The organism is Streptomyces sp. NBC_00236, assembly GCF_036195045.1.
GTDB lineage: Bacteria > Actinomycetota > Actinomycetes > Streptomycetales > Streptomycetaceae > Streptomyces.
Genome location: NZ_CP108100.1, coordinates 785098 through 805177, shown reverse-complemented (window position 1 = coordinate 805177; position 20080 = coordinate 785098). Strand labels below are relative to the sequence as shown.

Annotated in this window: 26 protein-coding genes and 1 riboswitch; of the genes, 11 read left to right on the top strand and 15 right to left on the bottom strand. The window is 70.7% G+C overall.

Features of this window, described 5'->3' with window-relative positions:
- Nucleotides 1-141: 141 nt before the first annotated feature.
- Nucleotides 142-1434, bottom strand: coding sequence for a cytochrome P450 (locus OG446_RS03460; protein WP_389258036.1), 1293 nt, complete (start codon nucleotides 1432-1434; stop codon nucleotides 142-144).
- 342 nt (nucleotides 1435-1776) lie between these two features.
- Here OG446_RS03460 and OG446_RS03455 point away from each other — a divergent pair, with 342 nt between their 5' ends.
- Nucleotides 1777-2004, top strand: coding sequence for a hypothetical protein (locus OG446_RS03455; protein WP_030921856.1), 228 nt, complete (start codon nucleotides 1777-1779; stop codon nucleotides 2002-2004).
- Nucleotides 2001-2372: a fic family toxin-antitoxin system, toxin component gene (locus OG446_RS03450; protein WP_328892621.1), complete on the top strand. Its 372-nt coding sequence runs from the start codon at nucleotides 2001-2003 to the stop codon at nucleotides 2370-2372. Before OG446_RS03455 ends, OG446_RS03450 begins: the two co-directional genes overlap by 4 nt.
- Before the next feature lie 149 nt (nucleotides 2373-2521).
- Here OG446_RS03450 and OG446_RS03445 read toward each other — a convergent pair whose 3' ends face one another.
- The 4 genes from OG446_RS03445 to bioB all read right to left on the bottom strand — a co-directional run bounded on the left by OG446_RS03445 (nucleotide 2522) and on the right by bioB (nucleotide 6531).
- Nucleotides 2522-3220 carry a class I SAM-dependent methyltransferase gene (locus tag OG446_RS03445; protein WP_328892620.1) on the bottom strand — a complete coding sequence of 233 codons (699 nt, stop codon included), beginning with the start codon at nucleotides 3218-3220 and terminating at the stop codon, nucleotides 2522-2524.
- A 135-nt stretch (nucleotides 3221-3355) separates the two neighbouring features.
- The gene (gene bioD / locus OG446_RS03440) at nucleotides 3356-4045 is read right to left on the bottom strand and encodes a dethiobiotin synthase (protein WP_328892619.1); all 690 of its coding nucleotides are present in this window, start codon (nucleotides 4043-4045) and stop codon (nucleotides 3356-3358) included.
- Nucleotide 4046: 1 nt separating this feature from the next.
- Nucleotides 4047-5351: an adenosylmethionine--8-amino-7-oxononanoate transaminase gene (locus OG446_RS03435; RefSeq protein ID WP_328892618.1), complete on the bottom strand. Its 1305-nt coding sequence runs from the start codon at nucleotides 5349-5351 to the stop codon at nucleotides 4047-4049.
- Nucleotides 5344-6531 (bottom strand): biotin synthase BioB, encoded by a 1188-nt coding sequence (gene bioB, locus OG446_RS03430; RefSeq protein ID WP_328892617.1) that lies wholly within the window; start codon nucleotides 6529-6531, stop codon nucleotides 5344-5346. Before bioB ends, OG446_RS03435 begins: the two co-directional genes overlap by 8 nt.
- 143 nt (nucleotides 6532-6674) lie before the next feature.
- On the opposite strand from bioB, the gene OG446_RS03425 reads away from it, so the two are divergent.
- Entirely contained in the window at nucleotides 6675-7817 is a 1143-nt protein-coding gene (locus OG446_RS03425; RefSeq protein ID WP_328892616.1) for an 8-amino-7-oxononanoate synthase, read from the top strand.
- A 30-nt stretch (nucleotides 7818-7847) separates the two neighbouring features.
- Here the strand turns inward: OG446_RS03425 and OG446_RS03420 are convergent, their stop codons facing one another.
- Together OG446_RS03420 and OG446_RS03415 are read right to left on the bottom strand one after the other, a co-directional pair.
- Nucleotides 7848-8054, bottom strand: coding sequence for a DUF397 domain-containing protein (locus OG446_RS03420; protein ID WP_328892615.1), 207 nt, complete (start codon nucleotides 8052-8054; stop codon nucleotides 7848-7850).
- Between the two features lie 24 nt (nucleotides 8055-8078).
- On the bottom strand, nucleotides 8079-8939 hold the full coding sequence (locus tag OG446_RS03415) for a helix-turn-helix domain-containing protein (protein ID WP_328892614.1): 861 nt from the start codon (nucleotides 8937-8939) through the stop codon (nucleotides 8079-8081).
- A 209-nt stretch (nucleotides 8940-9148) separates the two neighbouring features.
- Between OG446_RS03415 and OG446_RS03410 the strand changes: the two genes are divergently transcribed.
- Nucleotides 9149-9580 carry an ATP-binding protein gene (locus tag OG446_RS03410; RefSeq protein WP_328892613.1) on the top strand — a complete coding sequence of 144 codons (432 nt, stop codon included), beginning with the start codon at nucleotides 9149-9151 and terminating at the stop codon, nucleotides 9578-9580.
- A 22-nt stretch (nucleotides 9581-9602) separates the two neighbouring features.
- Here the strand turns inward: OG446_RS03410 and OG446_RS03405 are convergent, their stop codons facing one another.
- Nucleotides 9603-10520: a LysR family transcriptional regulator gene (locus OG446_RS03405; RefSeq protein WP_328892612.1), complete on the bottom strand. Its 918-nt coding sequence runs from the start codon at nucleotides 10518-10520 to the stop codon at nucleotides 9603-9605.
- Between the two features lie 72 nt (nucleotides 10521-10592).
- Here OG446_RS03405 and OG446_RS03400 point away from each other — a divergent pair, with 72 nt between their 5' ends.
- Nucleotides 10593-11240 carry a LysE family translocator gene (locus OG446_RS03400; protein ID WP_328892611.1) on the top strand — a complete coding sequence of 216 codons (648 nt, stop codon included), beginning with the start codon at nucleotides 10593-10595 and terminating at the stop codon, nucleotides 11238-11240.
- A gap of 33 nt (nucleotides 11241-11273) precedes the next feature.
- On the opposite strand, the gene OG446_RS03395 is transcribed toward OG446_RS03400, so the two are convergent.
- The 5 genes from OG446_RS03395 to OG446_RS03375 form a co-directional block, all read right to left on the bottom strand.
- Nucleotides 11274-11747 carry a C40 family peptidase gene (locus tag OG446_RS03395; RefSeq protein ID WP_328892610.1) on the bottom strand — a complete coding sequence of 158 codons (474 nt, stop codon included), beginning with the start codon at nucleotides 11745-11747 and terminating at the stop codon, nucleotides 11274-11276.
- Nucleotides 11748-11750: 3 nt separating this feature from the next.
- A riboswitch (cyclic di-AMP (ydaO/yuaA leader) is annotated at nucleotides 11751-11921 on the bottom strand.
- 328 nt (nucleotides 11922-12249) lie between these two features.
- Nucleotides 12250-12558, bottom strand: coding sequence for a hypothetical protein (locus OG446_RS03390; RefSeq protein WP_328892609.1), 309 nt, complete (start codon nucleotides 12556-12558; stop codon nucleotides 12250-12252).
- A gap of 7 nt (nucleotides 12559-12565) precedes the next feature.
- A complete protein-coding gene (locus OG446_RS03385) occupies nucleotides 12566-13201 on the bottom strand; it encodes an ATP-dependent Clp protease proteolytic subunit (RefSeq protein ID WP_328892608.1) in 636 nt (211 codons plus the stop codon).
- 125 nt (nucleotides 13202-13326) lie between these two features.
- Nucleotides 13327-13596, bottom strand: coding sequence for a hypothetical protein (locus OG446_RS03380; protein WP_328892607.1), 270 nt, complete (start codon nucleotides 13594-13596; stop codon nucleotides 13327-13329).
- Nucleotides 13597-13676: 80 nt separating this feature from the next.
- On the bottom strand, nucleotides 13677-15143 hold the full coding sequence (locus OG446_RS03375; protein WP_328892606.1) for an MFS transporter: 1467 nt from the start codon (nucleotides 15141-15143) through the stop codon (nucleotides 13677-13679).
- Between the two features lie 145 nt (nucleotides 15144-15288).
- On the opposite strand from OG446_RS03375, the gene OG446_RS03370 reads away from it, so the two are divergent.
- On the top strand, nucleotides 15289-15855 hold the full coding sequence (locus OG446_RS03370; RefSeq protein ID WP_328892605.1) for a TetR/AcrR family transcriptional regulator: 567 nt from the start codon (nucleotides 15289-15291) through the stop codon (nucleotides 15853-15855).
- A 40-nt stretch (nucleotides 15856-15895) separates the two neighbouring features.
- Here OG446_RS03370 and OG446_RS03365 read toward each other — a convergent pair whose 3' ends face one another.
- Nucleotides 15896-16021: a hypothetical protein gene (locus OG446_RS03365; RefSeq protein WP_328892604.1), complete on the bottom strand. Its 126-nt coding sequence runs from the start codon at nucleotides 16019-16021 to the stop codon at nucleotides 15896-15898.
- A gap of 114 nt (nucleotides 16022-16135) precedes the next feature.
- Between OG446_RS03365 and OG446_RS03360 the strand changes: the two genes are divergently transcribed.
- From OG446_RS03360 to OG446_RS03350, 3 genes are all read left to right on the top strand, one after another.
- A complete protein-coding gene (locus OG446_RS03360; protein ID WP_328892603.1) occupies nucleotides 16136-16921 on the top strand; it encodes a GNAT family N-acetyltransferase in 786 nt (261 codons plus the stop codon).
- Between the two features lie 144 nt (nucleotides 16922-17065).
- Nucleotides 17066-17230, top strand: coding sequence for a hypothetical protein (locus tag OG446_RS03355; protein WP_328892602.1), 165 nt, complete (start codon nucleotides 17066-17068; stop codon nucleotides 17228-17230).
- A 318-nt stretch (nucleotides 17231-17548) separates the two neighbouring features.
- A complete protein-coding gene (locus OG446_RS03350) occupies nucleotides 17549-17833 on the top strand; it encodes a type II toxin-antitoxin system Phd/YefM family antitoxin (protein WP_328892601.1) in 285 nt (94 codons plus the stop codon).
- Nucleotides 17834-17899: 66 nt separating this feature from the next.
- Here the strand turns inward: OG446_RS03350 and OG446_RS03345 are convergent, their stop codons facing one another.
- Nucleotides 17900-18892: an ABC transporter permease gene (locus tag OG446_RS03345; RefSeq protein WP_328892600.1), complete on the bottom strand. Its 993-nt coding sequence runs from the start codon at nucleotides 18890-18892 to the stop codon at nucleotides 17900-17902.
- A gap of 109 nt (nucleotides 18893-19001) precedes the next feature.
- On the opposite strand from OG446_RS03345, the gene OG446_RS03340 reads away from it, so the two are divergent.
- Both OG446_RS03340 and OG446_RS03335 read left to right on the top strand, forming a co-directional pair.
- Nucleotides 19002-19631, top strand: coding sequence for a TetR/AcrR family transcriptional regulator (locus tag OG446_RS03340; protein ID WP_328892599.1), 630 nt, complete (start codon nucleotides 19002-19004; stop codon nucleotides 19629-19631).
- A gap of 138 nt (nucleotides 19632-19769) precedes the next feature.
- Nucleotides 19770-20072 (top strand): urease subunit gamma, encoded by a 303-nt coding sequence (locus tag OG446_RS03335; protein ID WP_148015252.1) that lies wholly within the window; start codon nucleotides 19770-19772, stop codon nucleotides 20070-20072.
- Nucleotides 20073-20080: the final 8 nt, after the last annotated feature.

Genomic DNA, 20080 nt, shown 5'->3' with positions numbered 1-20080 from the left:
ATGGGTACATCGGGCGCAATCCCTCCCGGCGCAGTGCACCGGGAGCGACACCGCTCGGCGGAGTACACCGAGTCACTCGCCTCGGCTCAGGTACACCGGGAGCGACTCGCCTCGGCTCAGGTGCACCGGGAGCGACCCGCCTCAGCTCAGGTACACCGGGAGCGACTCGATGCCGTAGACGATCGACAGCTTCCGGAAGCCGAGTTCCTGCGGCGGGACGGCGAGCCGCATGCCGGGAAACCGCCTGGCCAGCGCCGGGTAGGCGACGCGCAGTTCCATGCGTGCCAGCTCGGCCCCGATGCAGCGGTGGATGCCGTGGCCGAAGGCGAGGTGGCCGGACGGGGTGGTGCGGTGCGGGTCGAAGCCCCCGTCGTCCGAGACGTACGCCGGATCGCGGTTTGCACCGCTCAGGGAGCAGAGCACCATGTCGCCGCGCGGAATGACCACGCCGGCTATCTCGATGTCCTCACGGGCGAACCTGGGGAAGGCCATCTGGACCGCGGAGAGATACCTCAGGACCTCCTCGACGAACGGTGCGGTCATCGTGTCGTCCGTACGCAGCCGGTCCAGGACCTCGTCGTTCTGCAACAGGACGAGTGAGCCGAGTGCGATCGTGCTCGCCGTCGTCTCGAATCCGCCGGTGAGCACTCCGTCGGCGAGACCCGCGAGTTCCTCGTCGTCGACGCTGTCGCCGTGCTCCCGCACGATCATGCCGAGCAGTCCGTCCCCCGGGTTTCGCCGCTGCGCCCTGACCACGTCCCTGAAGTAGTCCAGCGACGCGGACATGGCGCCGAAGGGTGCGGTCGTCCCGCCGAAGAGATCGAAGCGGTCCATGGCCAGTTGCTGGAAGTCGTGCCGGTCGGCATACGGCACGCCCAGCAGTTCGCAGATGGTGAGCGAGGGGACGGGCAGTGCGAACTCGTGCACCAGGTCGACCGGGCCACGGGCGCCCTCCATCGCGTCGAGACGTTCCTCCACGATGGCTTCGATCCGGGGTGCCAGCCGCCGCAGCCGGCGCATGGTGAACTCCGGCGTCAGGATGCGGCGCAGCCGCGTGTGCACCGGCGGATCGCTGAACCCGAGCCCGCCCGGGCTCTGCTCGGCGGCGATCCCGGCGTTGCCCGCGAGATGGGCGAAGTCCGTACTGAATCCTTCGGCGGAGCCGAGCACGGCCTTCGACTCCTCGTAGCCGGTGACCACCCAGGCATCCATGCCGAACGGCAGCGAAACTCTGGACACCGGGGCACTCGCCCGGGTCGTGGCAACCCGGCGCACGGGATCGAGACCGTCGCGGCGCAGGAGCATGAGCAGTTCCTCCGGCAGCAGCTTGATCGTGGAGGAGCCGATTCCGTGCCGTTGGATCCTGGCCAGGTAGGTGCGCCCGAGCCGGGCGGTGATACGGGAACGGAACGTCGTACTCAATGTGCACTCCATGAGTCGTCGCGAGATCTGGTCGGTTGGCAGGCATTCGCAGGCGATTACGGGCGTTCGCCGCCAGGACATGGCCGACTGCGCGGACTTCGGCTTCCTGACCAGGAATTATGACCACTTGTTCGGAGAAGAGGGCGGCCGGGTGGGGTATCCGTCGCTCATCCTTCGACGGTACGTGTCACGACGCCCGCGCGCCCGGGCCGGCGGACGGCGGAGACATGCCAGGTGGCGGGGGTGCGAGGTGACCGCGGGCGGTCCGGAGGGAAGGTTCCGGAAGGCCGCCCGGGGCTCTGCCGGGCCCCGTTCCTCTTGCCGGTGCTAGCGCTCCCGCGCTAGCGTGGGGGAGTGCCCAAGACGCAGCTGAACGTTCGAGTGGACGAGGCCACCGCCGAGGCCGCGCGGCAGCGCGCGCTCCAGAGGGGGATGAGCGTGAACCGCTACATAGAGGAACTCGTCAAACAGGACGCGGGCGAGGTCGGCCACACCTTCGTCGAGGCCGCCGCCGACTTCATGAAGCAGTACGAATCGGTGTTCGCCGAGGAGTTCGGCCCGGAGCGCAAAGGCACCCGTTGAACCTCCGGATCCACCTTTCCTGGCTGCTCATGGTCGCCGAGCACAAGACACCCGGCGATCCTCAGGTCACCGACTGGGGCGCGCTGGTAGCCGCGGTCGCGCGGCACGAGGCGGAGATCTTCGGCAGCGCGGTCTACAGCGACCCCCACTCCAGGGCCGCGGCGCTGCTTCAACTGCTGCTGCACGTGCCCGCGCTGGAGCGCTCCAACGCGATGTTCGCTTCGGCCGTCGCCTACGGCTATCTCGTCGCGTCGGGCCTGAAGGTCATCACCTCGCCGGAACAGGTGCGCGATCTGGCCCTGCTGGTCAAGGAGGGCAAGGCGGACGTCCGGGCCATCGCCGACGAACTGCGCCAGTGGAGCCTGTGACGCGCCCGGGATGCTGCCGATGAACGGCCGGTGGAGCCCGTGACGCGCCCGGGATCGCATGACGTGGAGGGGGCGGCCGCGAAGCACCGGCGCCCGACGGGGTTCGAGCCGCCGCGACCCCGCGAGCCCGCGAGCCCGCGACCCGCCGGTCAGCGGAGCCCCTGCGGCCCCCGGTCCACGACCGTCGAGCGTCGGGCCACACCGAGCACGCAGGAGGACGTGGGAAGCCTGATGCCGCACTCCGGCATGTCGACCTTCCGGTACGTCTCCACCACGAACCCGGCCGCCTCGATGGCGGCGAGAGCGTCGCGCGAGGTGTGACAGCCACCGGACACCAGCGGCCAGAAGGTCCCGTCCAGCGCGCGCTGGGTGGCCGCCATGGCCCGGCCGTCGGCCCGCACATGCTCGAAGAAGCGCAGTTCACCGCCCGGGCGCAGCACCCGTCGGATCTCCGCCAGCGACTGCTGCACGTTGCGTACGGTGCACAGCACGAGGGAGGCGACGGCCCCGTCGAACGCCTCGCTCTTCACCGGCAGCGCCTCCGCCGTACCCGGCACGACGTCCACCGGGATGCCGGCACGCAGCGCGGACCGCACCGCCAACTGCCTCAGCGTGCGCTCCGGTTCGATGGCGACCACCTCGGACACCGCGGGTGGGTAGTGGGCGAAGTTCAGGCCGTTGCCCGCTCCGATCTCGATGACCCGCCCGGACAGTCCCGACAGGAGCTCGGCCCGTACCCCGGCCATGCCCGCCGCGGATTCCGCGGCCACGCTCATCCGGGCATAGAAACGGGCGAATACGGGGTGGTGCACCGCGTCCTTCGGGATCTTCGTGTTCCGCAACCGCATGACGGACCTCCTCGACAGGGGCCGGTCCGCGCGGGCCGGGTGACGGGTGACGCCCCGCGGGCCCGCTCGGCCGGAAAGGTTCGGCTCCTTCGATTCTGCCCCCTGAGGCGCACCCCGTCCTGTGCCGTACGCCGGTCAGTCCTGCGGCCGGCTGCCGCCCAGCCGCTCGGCCAGCCAACTCCCGGCACGGGCGCGGAAGTCGGCAGGGGCGAGAGCTCCCGCGCCCGCCGGAACCACACCCAGCAGCGGGGCGCCCGCCGCCACCGGGAGGTCCGACAGGTTGCACCGCTCCGCCAGGTCCGGCTCGGCGGGCATGCTGCCGACCACCACCCCGAGACAGCCCAGCCCGCGGGCCCGGAGGGCTTCCGAGGTCAGCGCCGTGGAGTTGAGTGTGCCGAGCCCGGCAGGTGCCACCACCAGGACCGGTGCCGCCAGCATCCGTGCCGCGTCCGCCAGGGTCGCGCCGTCGTCGTCGAACCGTACGAGCAGGCCGCCCGCACCCTCCACCAGCACCAGATCGTGCTCCGTCGCCAGCTTTTCGGCGGCCTCGGCGATCTCGTACGGACGGACCGGTGCCATCCCGGCCCGGCGAGCAGCGGTCGCGGGCGCCAACGGTTCCGGGAAGCGGGCCAGTTCGACCGCCGTCACATGGAGGCCTGCCAGCCGCGCCACCTCGGCGGCGTCACCCGGCTCGCCCGGTTCCAGGCCCGTCTGGGCCGGCTTGAGCACGGCCACCCGACGGCCCGCGGCGGCCGCCGCGACTGCCGCGGTCACGATCGTCTTGCCGATCTCGGTGCCCGTGCCGGTCACCACCAGAACGCTCATCTCAGCCCTCCCGCGCCGCAGCGCACACGGCGCGGCAGATCCGCGCCACATCGTCGTCACCGGTGACGTACGGCGGCATCGTGTAGACGAGGTCGCGGAACGGCCGCAGCCAGACGCCCTCGCGCACAGCCGCCCGGGTCGCGGACTCCATGTCCACCTCGTGATCGAGCTGGACGACGCCGATCGCGCCCAGAACCCGCACCTCGCGGACCCCGGGCAGTTCCCCTGCCGGCGCCAGACCGTCCCGGAGACCGGCCCCGATCCGCTTGACCTCCTGCTCCCAGTCCTGGCCGAGCAACAGGTCGATCGAGGCGCAGGCCACCGCGGAGGCGAGCGGATTGCCCATGAACGTCGGCCCGTGGGCGAGCACCGGCACCTCACCTCGCGAGATGCCCTCGGCCACCTCGGTCGTGCACAGCGTCGCCGCCATCGTCAGGTAGCCGCCGGTCAGAGCCTTGCCCACACACATCACATCGGGCGAGACCCCGGCGTGCTCGGCTGCGAACAGCCTGCCCGTCCGTCCGAAGCCCGTGGCGATCTCGTCGAACACCAGCAGCACATCGTGCGCGTCGCAGGCCTCGCGCAGGACACGCAGGTACGCGGGGGAGTGGAAGCGCATGCCGCCCGCCCCCTGCACCACGGGCTCCACGATCACCGCAGCGAGCTCGTCGGCGTGGTGCGCGATCAGCTCGTGCAGATGCGTCACGTACGCGGCGTCCGGCTCCGCGTCGTAACCGGCCGGCGGCTCGTCGGCGAAGACCTGCCGGGGCAGCGCTCCCGACCACAGCTCGTGCATGCCGCCCTCGGGGTCGCACACCGACATCGGCTGCCAGGTGTCGCCGTGGTACCCGCCGCGCCAGGTCAGCAGCCGCTGCTTGGCCGGCCGTCCGGCGGATCGCCAGTACTGGAGGCACATCTTCACGGCCACCTCGACCGACACCGAGCCGGAGTCGGCGAGGAAGACATGCTGCAACGGTTCCGGTGTGATCTCGACCAGCTTGGCGGCCAGCCGCACGGCGGGCTCGTGGGTGAGCCCGCCGAACATCACATGACTCATCCGGTCCAGCTGGTCGCGTGCCGCCTCGTTCAGCACCGGGTGGTTGTACCCGTGCACCGCCGACCACCACGACGACATCCCATCGACCAACTCGTGCTGCCCATGGGCCGGTTCGGCCAGCCGGAGCCGCACACCGGACGCGGACTCCACGACCAGCGGCTCCTGCCGGCCCGGCATGGGGCCGTACGGATGCCAGACATGGGCCCGGTCCAGCGCCCGGAGTCCGGCGGCGGAGAGCGGCTCAGGCATTGGGAGCGAGATCCGTGCCCGCGCCGCGACGGCGGACCGTCACCAGGTCCGTGCGCGCCGCCCGGTCCCCGTCGCCTTCCGTGAGGGCGGCTTCCGCGGGAGCGGTGTCCGCCTCCGGGCCGTCGCCGCAGGGCGCACACCCGCCGGTGTGGGAACCGCAGCCACCGCCGGCGTCCACCCGGTGGCCGGGGAGCGTCGTCGTACCCGCACCCTCGACCTCGAAGCCGGCGTCCGCGATCATGTCGAGGTCGGTCTGCCCCGCCTGGCCCTCACTGGTCAGATAGTCGCCCAGGAAGATCGAGTTGACGAGATGCAGGGCCAGCGGCTGCATCGAACGCAGATGCACCTCGCGACCGCCCGCGAGCCGTACCTCCACGTCCGGGCAGACGAACCGGACCATGGCCAGGATGCGCAGACAGCGCTGCGGTGTCAGATTCCATTCCTTGGCGAGCGGAGTGCCCTCGAACGGGATCAGGAAGTTGACGGGCACCGAGTCCGGGTCCAGCTCACGCAGGGCGAAGACCACATCGACCAGGTCGGCGTCGCTCTCCCCCATGCCGGCGATCAGCCCGGAACAGGCGGAGAGACCGGCGGCCTGTGCCTGGTGGACCGTCTCCACCCGGTCGGCGTAGGTGTGGGTGGTCGTGATCTCCCCGTACGTCCCCTCGGACGTGTTGAGGTTGTGGTTGTAGGCGTCGGCGCCCGCCGACCGCAGCCGGTCGGCCTGGCCGTCGGAGAGCAGGCCGAGGCACGCGCACACCTCGACGCCCTCGTTCTGTTCCTTGATCGCCGCGATGGTCTGCGACACCCGGTCGACGTCCCGGTCGGTCGGCCCCCGGCCGCTCGCGACCAGGCAGACGCGCTTGGCGCCACCGGCGACTCCCGCCGCAGCCGCCTTCGACGCCTCGTCGGGCTTGAGCCAGGTGTACTTCAGGATCTCGGCCTTGGATCCCAGCCGCTGGGAGCAGTACGAGCAGTCCTCGGGGCAGAGCCCTGACTTGAGATTGACCAGGTAGTTCAGCTTCACCCGCCGTCCGAACCACTGACGGCGCACCTTTCCGGCCGCGGCCACCACGTCGAGCAGTTCGTCGTCCGGGGTCGCCAGTACGGCGAGCGCTTCTTCACGGGTCGGCAGCTCGCGCCGCAGCCCCTTGTCCACCAGCGTGTTCAGGAGGTCCATGGCGATGATCCTGACGCACGGCACCGCTCCGAGCCAAGGAGGAACCGGACAACAGAGCCCGCAGAGGGTGTGTGCATTGCCACACCATGCCCGACTGCGCCCGCGGTTAGGGTCTGTGAGCTGCCTACAAAAGGGACCCGCTCATGTCCTTCGCCCCGTTCGACTGGATCGATGAGGAGGCGCGCCGACGCGCGGACGCCGGACTCGTCCGGACGCTCCGGCCGCGGCCCGCCGAACCGGAACTGCTGGACCTCGCGAGCAACGACTACCTCGGCCTCACCCGGCATCCGGAGGTGACCGCCGCGGCCGCCGAGGCGGCACACCGCTGGGGCGGCGGGGCCACCGGCTCCCGGCTGGTCACGGGTTCCACCGCACTGCACGCCGAGCTCGAACGCGAACTGGCCGATTTCTGCGGTTTCGAGTCGGCCCTGGTGCTGTCCTCGGGCTACGCCGCCAACCTCGCGGCGCTCACCGCGCTGACCGGCCGGGGCTCGTTGATCGTGTCGGACGCGGGCAACCACGCCTCGATCGTCGACGGCTGCCGGCTCTCGCGGGCCGAGACCGCCGTTGTTCCGCATGCCGACCCCGAGTCAGTGCGCAAGACCCTGCACGCGCACCCGGGCAGGTCCCTGGTGGTCACCGACTCGGTCTTCTCGGTCGATGGCGACGCCGCGCCTCTGGCCGAACTGGCCGACGCCTGCCGTGCGGAGAACGCCGCGCTGCTCGTCGACGACGCGCACGGCCTGGGAGTGCTCGGGGACGGCGGCCGGGGCGCCCCCGCCGCGGCCGGCCTGGCGGGCGGCGAGGGCATCGTCACCACGCTCACCCTCTCCAAGTCCCTGGGCAGCCAGGGCGGGGCGGTCCTCGGCCCGGCCCGGGTGATCGACCACCTGGTCAACACCGCCCGTACCTTCATCTTCGACACCGGGCTCGCCCCGGCCGCCGTCGGCGCCGCGCTCGGCAGCCTTCGGCTGCTCCGCCGCGAACCGGAACGCGCGGCCAGGGCCCGTACCGTCGCCACCGCGCTGTACGGGCAGCTGACCGCGGCCGGCCTGACCGCGGTCAGGCCCGACGCGGCCGTGGTCTCGGTACGCGCGCCCTCGGCGGAGGACGCCGTCCGCTGGGCGGCCGACTGCCGTGCCGCCGGCATCGCGGTGGGGTGCTTCCGGCCGCCGTCCGTACCGGACGGTGTCTCCCGGCTGCGGCTGACCGCGCGCGCCGACCTGACGGACGAGCAGATCGCCGAGGCGGTGGCGATCGTACGGCGGACCGCCCCGGCCGGCTGATCCGCCGGTCCGCGGCGCCCGGCCGCGGACTCAGCTGACGTCACCGCCGTTCAGGGCGGTGACGAAGGACGTCCAGGCCGTCGCGGAGAACTGGAGAGGCGGCCTGGAGCGGTCCTTGGAGTCGCGCACGGCCAGCCGTCGGCCACCGAACGGCGCGGCCTCCACGCAGTTGTTCATTCCCGTGCTGCGGCTGCTGCGCCGCCACCGTAACGCGTGCTGTGCGAGGCAATCCGACATGACGCTCCCTCGGGCAGTACGGGTTCACTGACCGCCGCGGTCGATTGCGGCGATCAGATCCAACGAGTGCTCCGGCGACAGCGCGTGTGCCTGCAGGGTGCGGAAGGCCGAGCTGTACGCCTCGAGGTCTTCTTTCCGCTCCAGGTAGAGGCTACTCGTCAAGTGGTCAAGAACGACCACATCCAGATCAGAAGTAGTCGGAAAAGAGAAGATAACGAAAGGTCCCGTGAGGCCCACATAGCCGCCGACCGAGAACGGCAGCAACTGAAGCTGCACATGAGGCAGTTGGGCCACTCGGCTGAGGTGGCGCAACTGCTCCCGCATCACCCGGCGGCCCCCGACCTCCCGCCGCAGTACCGCCTCGTCCAGCACCGCGCTCAGCCGCAGCGGAGGGTCGCTCCGCAGGACACCCTGCCGCGCGAGCCGCACTTCCACCAGCGAGTCCAGCTGTCCGGTGGGCAGTCCGTCGAGCGAGGCCCGGGTCACCGCACGGGCGTAGTCCGCGGTCTGCAGCAGGCCCGGCACCACCGACGTCTCCAGGGTGCGGGCGGTGCGCGCCTGGGATTCCAGACTGATGAAGTCGCGGTACTGCGGCGGGATGAGACCGCGGTAGGCGTGCCACCATCCCGCGCCCCCGCCGCCCGCCGATCCCGCGAGCGCCTCCAGGACCTCGCGCAACTTCGGGTCGTTGGTGCCATAGGTGTCGAGCAGCCGGGTCACGTCACCTGGCCGTACTCCGCTCACACCGGTCTCGATCCGGCTGACCTTCGACTGATGCCAGCCGAGCAGACGAGCCGCGTCGCGGCTCGTGAGTCCGGACGCATGGCGCAGACTCCGCAGTTCCTCCCCGAGCTTGCGGCGTCGCACCGCAGGGCCGTGCTGCATGTGGTGCCTCCCTCCCACTCCCTGCCGAGCGGACAGTGTGGCGTCCTCACGGCGCATCCGGGGCAGAGTTCACCGCTTCGAGCGACAGATATATGCATATCTTGGTGGATCGCCGTTACAGCGGGCAGCATCAGTGGCAATCTGGCGCGAAGCACAACCCGGACCATCGATCGCGGGGTCGCTTCCGGGTGGGAAAGGGACGGCTCGCCATGGCAGACCATCAGGAAGCACGTGTCACCCTGCCGAGCGAGCCGGTCTCGGTCTCCGCCGCCCGGCGCTATGTGGCCCGGGTACTGGCCGAATGGGGACTGCCCGACGGCACGGACACGGGCGAGACCGTCCGGCTCATCGTCTCGGAACTCGCGACCAACGCGGTCCAGCACACGTTCGGACAGTCACCCACCTTCACCGTGGACCTCCGGCTGGAGCGCGAGGAGCAGCTGCGCCTCGGAGTGACGGACAGTCACCCCCGGTGGCCCCAGCGGCTGCCGGCGGCCGTGCAGCAGGACAACGGCCGCGGCATGGTGATCATCCGCTCGCTGGCCAAGGAGTACGGTGGCCGGCTCACCGTCACGCCCACCCCGGACGGCGGGAAGACCGTCTGGATCGCGCTGCCGTGGCAGCCGCCCGTCCAGCACTGAACTTCTCCGTCGCGCGTCCCGGTCACCCGGCTGCCGCCGCCCGCCCGAATCCGCTGCGCAGCAGAGCCTGAAGCGTCGCCGCCGCCGGGCTCGTACGGTCCCCTCGATGCACCACCGAGATCGTCCGGCGGAACGAGGCCGGCTCCAGCCGCCGTACGGACAGGGGCGTCGGCGACATGGCGGCGACCATCTCCGGTACCACGGCCACCCCGATGCCCGCACTGACCAGGGCACACACCAGCGCGTAGCCGGGCGACTCGCAGACCACCGCAGGCAGCGCCCCCGCTTCGGCGAGCGCGCTCTCCACTCCGCGGCGCGGCGGGTGCCTGGGCGCGCTGCTGATCAGGGGCCGGCCCGCCAGCTCCGTCACCGGGAGCCGTCCGCTGCCGTCCGCCAGGACCTGGCCGACGGCCGTGATCAGGACCAGTTCCTCGATCAGGACCGGCTCGGTCAGGACACCCGAGGGCGGCGGCGTCACGGGTCCGGGCTCGTAGTCATGGGTCAGCGCCAGATCCACCTCGCCCGCCGCCACGGCGGCCACCCCGCCCGGCGGCTCGTACTCGGTGACGGCCAGCTCCACGTCCGGGTGGGCCCGGCGGAACGCGCTCAGCACCGGAGGCAGCAGATGGATGCCCGCGGTGGTGAAGGTGCCGACCCGCAGGCGCCCGCCGGAGAGCCCGGCGAGGCGGGCCAGTTCGTGACGGGCCTGATCCATCTCGTCGAGAACCCGCCGGGCGCGTCCGGCGAGCAGCTCGCCCGCCGCCGTCAGCCGGGCGCCCCGGTGATGGCGCACCAGCAGCGCAGCCCCCGCCTCCCGCTCCAGCTTGGCCAGCTGCTGGGAGAGCGCCGGGGCGGTGTAGCCCAGGCGTGCGGCGGCCCGGGTGATCGAACCGGCCTCGGCGACCGCCACCAGCGCCGCGAGCCGTGTCGGGTCGTACATTAAGCATTCCTTTTGGCAGACCCAGAAGATTGCAAGTACACGCTAAAGGCTCCAGCGGTCCAGGGTGGACCCATGGACGCACAACTGACCGCCTTCATCGGGGTCGCCACCGCCATGGTCGCGCTGCCCGGCGCGGACTTCACCGTCGTCGTACGCAACGCCCTCGCCTCGCGCACGGCGGGAGTGGCGACCGCGCTCGGGGTCGCCGGGGGCCTCCTCGTCCACACCGTGCTCGCCGTAGCCGGTCTGGCCGCCGTGCTGGTGGCGGTGCCCGTGCTGTTCCGGATCATCCAGCTCCTGGGCGGCGCCTACGTGCTCTATCTGGGGATCTGCGCCCTGTACGCGGCCCGGCGCGGCACCGGGCAGGACGCGGAGGCCGGGCCGGACGAGGCGGACGGCGGGCGGTCGGGCATGGGAACGGGCCGCGCGCTGCGCCAGGGCTTCCTGACCAACGCGCTGAACCCCAAGGCGCCCGTGCTCTTCCTCAGCCTGCTGCCGCAGTTCGTGCCGGCCGGGGCCGCGCCCCTGCCCAGGACGCTGCTGCTCGCCGCGATCGTCGTGGTGCTGGCGCTGATCTGGTTCCCGCTGGTGGCTCTCCTGGTGGACCGCCTCGGCCGGTGGCTGCGCCGGCCGCGCACCGCCCGGGCGATCGAGGGCGGCAGCGGCGCCGCACTCACCGCACTGGGGCTGGTCCTGGTGACGGGCCCGCTGCTGCACTGACGCGGGAGAACGGGCCGGGGCGGGGGAGCGGCCTCAACGGACGCGTCCGTAGTAGACGCTCTTCGTCCAGATCTTCTCCAGGCGGACCACGGCCCCCGTCTTGGGCGAGTGCCAGATCTTGCCGCTGCCCGCGTAGATGCCCACGTGGTAGATGCTGCGGCCGGAGTGGAAGAAGACCAGATCGCCGCGTTGCCGCTTGGACGACGAGATGTGGCGGGTCTTGTTGTACTGCTGCTGGGCCGTGCGGGGGAGCTTCTTCCCGGCCTTCTTGAACGAGTAGAGCGTCAGCCCGGAACAGTCGAAGCGGCTGGGCCCGGTGGCGCCCCAACGGTAGGGCGCCCCCTTCTTCGACGCGGCGATCGTGAGGGCCTTCATCGAATGGCTGGCGGCCTGGGCGTCGGTCACGGCGCCGGGCACGAACAGCGAGCCGCCGACGGCGGCGAGAGTCATTACCGAGGCCGTACCGGCCCGGGCGAGCAGAGACGGGACATGAACCTGCGCAGTCATGCGCAACCCTTCGTCAGCCGCCTGTGAAGGATGACCTGTCGGGTTCGGGCCGGCGAAGTCGCCCGGCCGCAGATGCGGCTTCACCCCGAGGGACGACCGGAAGTCCGGTCGACCCGTTGTGCTGGGTCCTCCACTCCTGCCGATCCACTCCTGTCGACCAGGCATCCGGGCGGCGGCAGGACTCGGCGTCCGCCCGGACCGCCCCGCCGCGGTGGCGGGGGCTTGTCGTCCCAGGGATCTTGACTCACCGAGTGCCGGATTTCCGAGGTGAAACAGCCATATGTGAGGCTCATCACGAATGGACCGTTCGGGTGGCCAGGTGACGTTGCGGCAAACCGTGGGGTCACGGCGACCGGTGCCGCACCAGCGACGGAACGGGAGATTTCACCCATCGTCCACTTCGAAAACGCAAATCGAGTTGTCCCTCGTGCGAAGTAACGTCTACGCCGAACGAGCGAGAAAATTTGGTCCCCGCGTCGGGCGTGTCGGTGCATCGCGCTGATCAACTCGGCGCTTCGGGCGGCACGGTGACCCGCCCGGAGCGCCTTTCGCCGTCGAGAACGCGCAGCGCCCTGGTCAACGTGGCCGCGTGGATCCGGTCTTCGCCCCGCTCGTGCATCAACGTGAGCGCGTCGCGCAGCGTGGCCGCGTACGAGGCCAGCGCCTGGGCGGCGCGCAGGGCGCTGTAGGTGTCGCCACCGTGGGCCGGATTGATCCGGCCCACCTGGTCGATGACTTGCAGATAGCGGTCGATGAACTCGCCCTCCGCGCGGGTCAGGGCGGGCAGGGGCGCGAACTCCGGTGGCTGCATCGCGGATTCACCTCACGGGGTGCGCAGGCAGCGACAGTCCGCGTCGTTGCACGATGTGGTCGACCAGCCCGTAGTCCTTGGCGCCCTCCGCGTCGAGGATCAGATCGCGCTCGGTGTCGGCGGTGATCTGCTCGGCGGGGCGGCCGGTGTGACGGGCCAGCATGCCGGTCAGCGTGTCGCGCATCCGGGCCAGTTCCCGCGCCTCGATCTCCAGATCGGAGGGCTGCCCCTGTACCGGCTCGGTGAGTTCGGGCTGCTGCACCACCACGCGGGCACCCGGCAGTGCATGCCGCCTGCCCGGGGCGCCCGCTGCGAGCAGAACGGCCGCGGCGGCTCCCGCCTGGCCGAGGCAGAAGGTCTCCACCTCGCAACTGAGGAACGCCATCGTGTCGTAGATGGCGGTCATGGCACCGAACGAGCCGCCGGGGGAGTTGATGTAGAGCGAGATGGGCCGGTCCGGAGCGTCGTGTTCCAGGTACATGAACTGGGCGACCAGGTCGGTGGCCGCAGTGTCGTCGACGGGTGTGCCGAGGAACGCGACCCGTTCGGCGAGGAGTTTGGAGTACGGGTCGAGGGTGCGCGTCCCCTGGGACGTGCGCTCCGTGAACTCGGGCAGTACATGGCGGGCGGCGGGGCGGTGCATGGCGGGACCTCTCCTCCGGGGTGCGCGGGGCAGGGAGGCGCCCGCGAACATCTGTAAAAAATGTACAGGACGTACAGAAGGAGTTGGATGGGAACAGGTCCTGGCGATCCACGAAAAGCCCCCGTTCAGGGGCGTTTGCGGCTGTTCGCTGAGGGCGGATGGCTCACCACCTCATGACGCCGGGGCACCGGCATCTGGGCAGCGGTGAGCCAGGGAGTCCCCGTGCTCGCGCCACTGGCCCGGCTGGGAGGTTGCCCGCACCGGCCGAGGGCGGTGAGGTGGTCCGGGAGCGCGGTGAGTTCGGGGGTGTCCCGCCCCAGCCTCTTCATCTCGTACACCGTCAGGATGACCAGGCAGTGCGGGGCGTGGGTTTTGACCTCTCTCGCCGTCCTCACCCCTCCGCGAACCGCGGGCGGCCCCGCACCCGAGTGCCGATCTTCTCTACGCTGCCCGGCCGGCACGAATCGGTTCGTGGCTATCGATTTCGGCCGACTGCTGTGGTCAACGGCTGTTCGGATGCCTCGTGCGAGGTGGTGACGGCACCTGGGGCGGCGGCGGGCTCGGACCTGGTCAGCCACAGGCCTGTGAACACGGCGGTGGCCATGGTGACGGCACCGGCGGCGAGGAAGGCGCTGTTGAGGCCGGTCTCGAAGGAGGCGCCGCCGGATTCCCGGGTGCGGACGACGGCTCCGAGTACCGCCACGCCGAGCACCGCGCCGATCTGCCGTGTGGTGCTGCTGATGCCTGAGGCGAGGCCGCCTTCCTGCGGGCTGACGGCCTGGATGGCGGCTCCCGTCAGTGGGGACAGGGTCAGGGCGAAGCCGATGCCGACGATTCCGAGCCGCCACCACACGTTCCCGTAGCCCGTGTCGGCGTGCACCGTGCCGAGTGCCAGCAGTCCCAGCCCGGCCAGGGCCAGGCCGGCGGTCACCACGACGCGGAAGCCGTACCGGGCGGCGAGCCGGCCCGCGTAGGGGCTGACGATCACCATGCCGAGGGACACCGGCAGGGTCTGCAGGCCCGCGCGCAGGATCGAGCTGCCCTGGACGTACACGAAGAACTGGGAGAAGAAGAACGACGAGCCCATGAGCGCGAACCCCACCACGACCATGGCGGTGTTGGACACGGTGAACAGGCGCTGCCGGAACAGCCGCAGCGGCAGCATCGGAGCGGAGCGGCGCGCTTCGACGCCGAGGAAGGCGGTCAGGAGGGCCACCCCCGCGGTGAAGCTGACCAGGATCACCGGCGCCGTCCAGCCGCGGGTGCCACCCTCGATCAGCCCGTACGTCAGCGCCCCCACTCCCAGAACGGACAGTACCGTCCCCGGGACATCGATCGCCGGGGCGCTCGGATTGCGGGTCTCTCCGAGGCTGCGCAGACCGACCACCAGCAGGACCACGCCAATGGGCAGATTGACCAGGAAGATGGCCGGCCAGCCGAAGGCATCCGTCAGCACGCCGCCGGCCACGGGGCCAACGGCCAGACCGAGTCCACTGAACCCGGCCCACAGTCCGATCGCCTTGATCCGTTCCTGCGGCACGGGACAGGCGGCGACGAGCAGGGCCAGCGAGGCAGGGCTCAGTGCCGCGGCCCCGACGCCCTGCAGCACCCGGCCGGCGACCAGCCAGCCGACCGAGGGCGCGAGGCTGCACATCACCGACGCGACGGTGAAGACCGCCACGCCGGTCAGGTACACCCGCTTACGGCCGAACCGGTCGGCGAAGACGCCACCGGACAGCAGCAGCATGGCGACCAGCAGCACGTACGCGTCGACGATCCACTGCAGACCGGTCAGCCCTGTGTGCAGTCGGTGCTGCATATCGGGCAGCGCCGCTCCGACGATCGTGTTGTCGAGCAGGACCATGAACTGACCCAGGCACGTCACTGTGAGCAGCGTGGCCCGGCTCTGCCGACTGCCTGCAGGTGCAGACGATGCAGCCAAGGGAATTCCTCTCCATTGTCGATTGCGCCCCTCCACGGCCGACGGGTCAGCCATCGAGCGCACTAACGCAGCCAGTGGCTGCGTTAGGTGACTGTACGGGGGAGCTCCTCGTAAACGCAAGCGTGAACTGCGTTAAGGTGGAGGCATGAGCGAACAGCAGCGAGCCAGGCGCCCCGGCGGGCGCAGCGCCCGAGTCGGTGCGGAGGTGCACCGGGCCGTCACTGAGCTGATCAATGAACGCGGTTACGGCAACTTCACCGTCAGCGAGGTCGCGGCCCGCGCGGGCGTGGCCGACAGCAGCATCTACCGCCGGTGGGGGAGCCTCGAAGCCCTGCTCACCGACGCGGCGCTCACCCGACTCAACGCGCAGTCACCGATGCCCGACACCGGGAGTCTGGCCGGCGACCTGCGCACGTACGCGCACCAAGTGGCCCGCGAGATCACCGGACCCGACGGCCTGTTGCTGGTGCGCCTGGCTGTCGCCCTGTCGAGCAATGGTGAGCAGGGGCTGCAGGCGCGTGACGCCTTCCGCGCCGAACGCACCCGGCAGTTGCAGTCCATGCTCGATCGCGCCCGCGAACGCGGCGAGCGTGCACCCGACGCGCTCGACGTGCTGGACCACATCATGGCCCCGATGTACATCCGCGTTCTGTTCGGCATGGGCCCGCTCGCTCCGGACTACGTCGACGGGCTGGTCGACCGAGTGCTGTGACCCCGAGCAGGTCCTCGGGGACCACCCCTCGGCCGCGCTGTCAGGGCTCCCATGGCGCCGGACTCACCGCCCGCAGCAGGACGGAGCCCGGACGGCCCTCCGCTTCCACCAGGAGCACCTGCCAGGCGCTGAAGAGCGCGAACGGCAACGGGCGTACTGGCACCACGACATGGAGGAGGTCGCTGCCGCCCTCGACCGGGAGCGACGACGGCCTGCGACAGCTGACGTACCTGTTCGACTTCCGGAGCCAGTCGCTTGACCCGGTCCGTACGGTGTTCGAGTGAACGACACTCTGATCAGCCGACTCCGCATCGCCTACGACGCCCAGCTCCGTGGTGTCACCCCGCCCGGCGGCACCGCGCGCCTCGAAGAGGACGGCCCATTGACCCGGGTCGTCGGCTGGCACCGTGGCTTCGTCACGGGCCCACGCGACCTCGGCGTGTACGGAGCAGAACTCGACATGCTCATAGCGCGGCAGCGTGACTTCTACGCGGCACGCGGAGAGGCGGTCGAATGGAAGACTCGCGCCCATGATCTCCCTGCCGACCTCACCGGTCGGCTCACGGCGGCCGGCTTCGTCGCCGAGGACAGCGAGACCGTGCTCATCGGGCGGTCCGCAGACCTTGCGGCAGACCCCGTCCTGCCCGATGGCGTGACCCTCCGCCGTGTCACCTCCCGATCAGACCTCCGGCGCATCGCCGCCATGGAGAGCACTGTCTGGAACGAGGACTGGAGTTGGCTCGCCGACGACCTCACCGCCCGCATCGAGAGCGCCCCGGAGAACACCGTCGTTCTCGTCGCCGAGGCACGCACCGAAGTCGTCTGCGCCGCCTGGCTGGTGTTCAAGGACGGCATCGACTTCGGCGGGCTCTGGGGTGGCTCAACACTCAAGGAGTGGCGCGGACAGGGCATTTACCGGGCCATGGTCGCCCACCGAGCCCAACTCGCCGCCGCCCGTGACGTCCCCTACCTCTACGTCGACGCCTCAGCGGACAGCGCTCCGATCCTCACTCGCCTCGGCCTGCACGCGGTCACCACGACGACACCGTATGTCTGGTCGCCCTGAACTCGGCCCGCCCTGGCAGGCTCTTCGGGTCGTGCCCGGGTACTGGCGAGGCGGCAGGAGCCGGTGAACCCACCCCACCCCTCCGACCACCTGGACACGCAAGTGTTGAGACAAGCAACTGAGCGAGCGGGACACCGTCTGGCGTTGGTCGCCGAAGTCACGGCCGCAATGGTCACGGCCACCCTGGTCGTTGCTCTGGCCATCCAGCACGACCTCGTGCTTTCCGGCCTCCTCGCGGTGGGTTCCGCCACGTTCGTCGTCGATGCGGTACGCCGGATCCGCAAGGGCTCAGGAACGGGGACGAACTGAACGCACCGGGTCACCCGCCTCTTGGCCGGACCCCGCTGCCTTGCCCAACCTGTGCGGGGCACCCACGAGTGGTCTGCGACACCGTCGGCCGGCCGCTCGCCTCCGTTGTCACCGGCGGGAACACCAACGACCGCACGATCCCGTACAGGGCCCGGTCCGAGGGCCGGTCGGGGCATCGGACGGCGCGCTTCGAAGTTCCCGTTCTCGCGCATCTCTCACGATCGAGGGGGCACGGGAGTAAATGAAAGCCTCTGACCTGGACATTCGGGATCGCCCTGGACCACGGCGGACCAGGTGGCCGTTGCATAAGCTAGGAGCATGGTTTATGAGATTCCGGTGACGCAAGCCCGAGCCGACCTCGCCGAACTGATCAACCGAGTCGTCTACGGCGGCGAGCGCGTGGTCGTGACACGGCACGGCAAGCCCCTCGTGGCGTTCGTGTCGGCCGCTGACCTGGAGCGACTTGAGAACGAGGAGGCGGCGGAGCGGGAGCAGGTGATCAGTTCGGTCTCCTCGATCGGCTCCTCCACGTCCGCTCCGCGCGAACGGCACCGCTTCGGGATCGCCGCGGAACACCGGGGGCAGCAGGGCCCGGGCAGCTGACGTAACACGGGAAGACCGTGCATCGCCGCCGACGGCGGCGGACGCACGGCCTCCCCGGCCGACCGGTCAGCCCGCGAGTACGGGCTGTCGCGACGGCGTGGCCTCGGGCGCGTCCGGCGCCGGGGGCCTGCGGCGGCCGCCGATGATCACTGCGGTCAGGCCGAGTACGGCCCACAGGGCCAGGGTCAGGGCCGCGCCGCCCGCCGCCCGCCCGTCGAAGAACGCGACCGAGCGCAGCAGTGAGCCGCCCGCGCCCGGCGGCAGCCACTGGCCGATCGCCCCGACCGGCCGGGGGAGCAGTTCCGGCGCGCTGGTGACGCCCGAGAACGGATTGCCCATGAGCACCATGAGCAGCGCCCCCAGGCCGACACCTGCCGGTCCGATCAGTGCGGCGAGCCCCGCCACCGTCGCGCCGATGGCGAGCACCGTGAGGCCGAGTGTCCCCGCCTCGCTCCACCAGTCACCGGTGATGACTCCGAGCCAGCTGTCGGTGAGCGCGGCGGCGACGATCCCCACCAGGGCGGCCACGCCGAGCAGTGCCGTGACCGCCCGCCTGCCGCGCAGCCGTAGCAGCGTCACGGCGGAACCGGCCGCCATGCCCGCGATCGCCAGGGGCAGGATGCTCGCGCCGAGGACACTGCCACGCGGATCCGCGGCCGGTGCCGCCACCACGTCCGTGACCGGCACGGTGGTGCCCGCGGGTGCGGATGCGGTCACCGCCTCGCTCAGCAACTGGGCGACCGCGGGGCCGGCGGCGGATGCCGTCAGCAGTTCGGGGCCCTTCGGGGTGACGACGACCGCGCCGTATACGGAGCGGTCCTCGATCGCGGTGCGGGCAGCGGCCTCGGAGTCGTAACGGTGGATCTCGAAGGCACCGGCGCGCCGTTCGAGCTGCTGCGCCAGCCGGTCGGCGGCCGGTGCGGAGCCCGTGACGCCGAGGGGGAGATCACGGGGAGCCATGCGGGCGGCGGGCCAAGCGAAGGCCCAGAGGGCGAGTGCCACCACGACGGGGACCAGGACGACGACCGCCACCAAACGGCGGTTCGGGGCAGCGGACATGGCGGGAACCTCGATTCAAAAAGAATGATCGTTCGTTTTACGTGATGACGTCACTGTCGCGCCGGGTGGCACGCTTGTCAAGAAGGAACGTTCGTTTTAGATTGGGGTCATGGCCCGTGTATCCCAGGAGCACCTCGACGCCCGCCGCCGGCAGATCCTCGACGGAGCGGCGCGGTGTTTCGCCCGCGACGGGTTCCACGCCACCTCGATGCAGGACGTGTTCAAGGAGGTCGGGCTGTCGGCCGGTGCGGTCTACCGCTACTTCGGCGGCAAGGACGATCTGATCGCCGCCATCGCCGGCGAGGCGGTCGGCGGGGTCCGGCAGGCATTCGAGCGCGCCGCCCGGGTCAGCCCTCCGCCCACCCCCGACGTGCTGATCGGCCGCGTGGTGCGCACCCTGTTCGGCGACGACGCGGAGCGGAGGGGAGGGCTGGACCCGAGGGCGTATGCCGGTCTGATCGTCCAGGTGTGGTCCGAGACGCTGCGCAGCGAGCGGCTGGCGGCCACGCTCGGTGAGGCGTACGAGGGTCTGCGGGTTTCCTGGGCGGAGCTGGTCGGGGAGTACCGCGCGAGCGGGATGCTCGCTGCCGGTGTGCCGGACGAGCACATCGCCCGCACGCTGATCGCCACCGCGCAGGGCCTCATCGTCCAACTCGCCATGTTCGGCGACGCGGGGCCCGAGGTCCTCGAGAACGGCCTGCGCGGGCTGATGTCCATGGATCTGCAAAGGGCCAGTTAACGCGCCGGAAAAACTTCGGCTCTAACGTGCAATACCTCGCCGTGCGACACCGGTTCGACCTTCAACAGGCTGTTGAAGATCGCTAGTGTCTCGCTGCGCCCAGGGCCGGTACTGGGCGGACAACTGTGAGGTGGACGCGTGCAACTGACCCCGCACGAGCAGGAACGCCTGCTCATACATGTGGCCGCCGACGTGGCCGAGAAGCGCCGCGCACGAGGGCTGCGGCTCAACCACCCCGAGGCCGTCGCTCTCATCACCTCCCACCTGATGGAGGGGGCGCGCGACGGCCGCACGGTCGCCGAACTCATGGCGTCCGGACGCAAGGTGCTCACCCGGGACGACGTCATGGACGGCATAGCCGAAATGATCCACGACGTGCAGGTCGAGGCGACGTTCCCCGACGGCACCAAGCTCGTCACCGTCCACGAACCGATCGTCTGACGGGCCGC

Bases quoted from the DNA above. Each gene is read 5' to 3' on its own strand.
- OG446_RS03460 (WP_389258036.1), bottom strand. From the start codon at position 1,434: ATGGAGTGCACATTGAGTACGACGTTCCGTTCCCGTATCACCGCCCGG.
- OG446_RS03395 (WP_328892610.1), bottom strand. From the start codon at position 11,747: ATGACTGCGCAGGTTCATGTCCCGTCTCTGCTCGCCCGGGCCGGTACG.
- OG446_RS03445 (WP_328892620.1), bottom strand. From the start codon at position 3,220: ATGCGGTTGCGGAACACGAAGATCCCGAAGGACGCGGTGCACCACCCC.
- bioB (WP_328892617.1), bottom strand. From the start codon at position 6,531: ATGGACCTCCTGAACACGCTGGTGGACAAGGGGCTGCGGCGCGAGCTG.
- OG446_RS03435 (WP_328892618.1), bottom strand. From the start codon at position 5,351: ATGCCTGAGCCGCTCTCCGCCGCCGGACTCCGGGCGCTGGACCGGGCC.
- OG446_RS03385 (WP_328892608.1), bottom strand. From the start codon at position 13,201: ATGCACCGCCCCGCCGCCCGCCATGTACTGCCCGAGTTCACGGAGCGC.
- OG446_RS03345 (WP_328892600.1), bottom strand. From the start codon at position 18,892: ATGTCCGCTGCCCCGAACCGCCGTTTGGTGGCGGTCGTCGTCCTGGTC.
- OG446_RS03370 (WP_328892605.1), top strand. From the start codon at position 15,289: ATGAGCGAACAGCAGCGAGCCAGGCGCCCCGGCGGGCGCAGCGCCCGA.
- OG446_RS03350 (WP_328892601.1), top strand. From the start codon at position 17,549: ATGGTTTATGAGATTCCGGTGACGCAAGCCCGAGCCGACCTCGCCGAA.
- OG446_RS03425 (WP_328892616.1), top strand. From the start codon at position 6,675: ATGTCCTTCGCCCCGTTCGACTGGATCGATGAGGAGGCGCGCCGACGC.
- OG446_RS03405 (WP_328892612.1), bottom strand. From the start codon at position 10,520: ATGTACGACCCGACACGGCTCGCGGCGCTGGTGGCGGTCGCCGAGGCC.
- OG446_RS03410 (WP_328892613.1), top strand. From the start codon at position 9,149: ATGGCAGACCATCAGGAAGCACGTGTCACCCTGCCGAGCGAGCCGGTC.
- OG446_RS03420 (WP_328892615.1), bottom strand. From the start codon at position 8,054: ATGTCGGATTGCCTCGCACAGCACGCGTTACGGTGGCGGCGCAGCAGC.
- OG446_RS03390 (WP_328892609.1), bottom strand. From the start codon at position 12,558: ATGCAGCCACCGGAGTTCGCGCCCCTGCCCGCCCTGACCCGCGCGGAG.
- OG446_RS03400 (WP_328892611.1), top strand. From the start codon at position 10,593: ATGGACGCACAACTGACCGCCTTCATCGGGGTCGCCACCGCCATGGTC.
- OG446_RS03340 (WP_328892599.1), top strand. From the start codon at position 19,002: ATGGCCCGTGTATCCCAGGAGCACCTCGACGCCCGCCGCCGGCAGATC.
- bioD (WP_328892619.1), bottom strand. From the start codon at position 4,045: ATGAGCGTTCTGGTGGTGACCGGCACGGGCACCGAGATCGGCAAGACG.
- OG446_RS03415 (WP_328892614.1), bottom strand. From the start codon at position 8,939: ATGCAGCACGGCCCTGCGGTGCGACGCCGCAAGCTCGGGGAGGAACTG.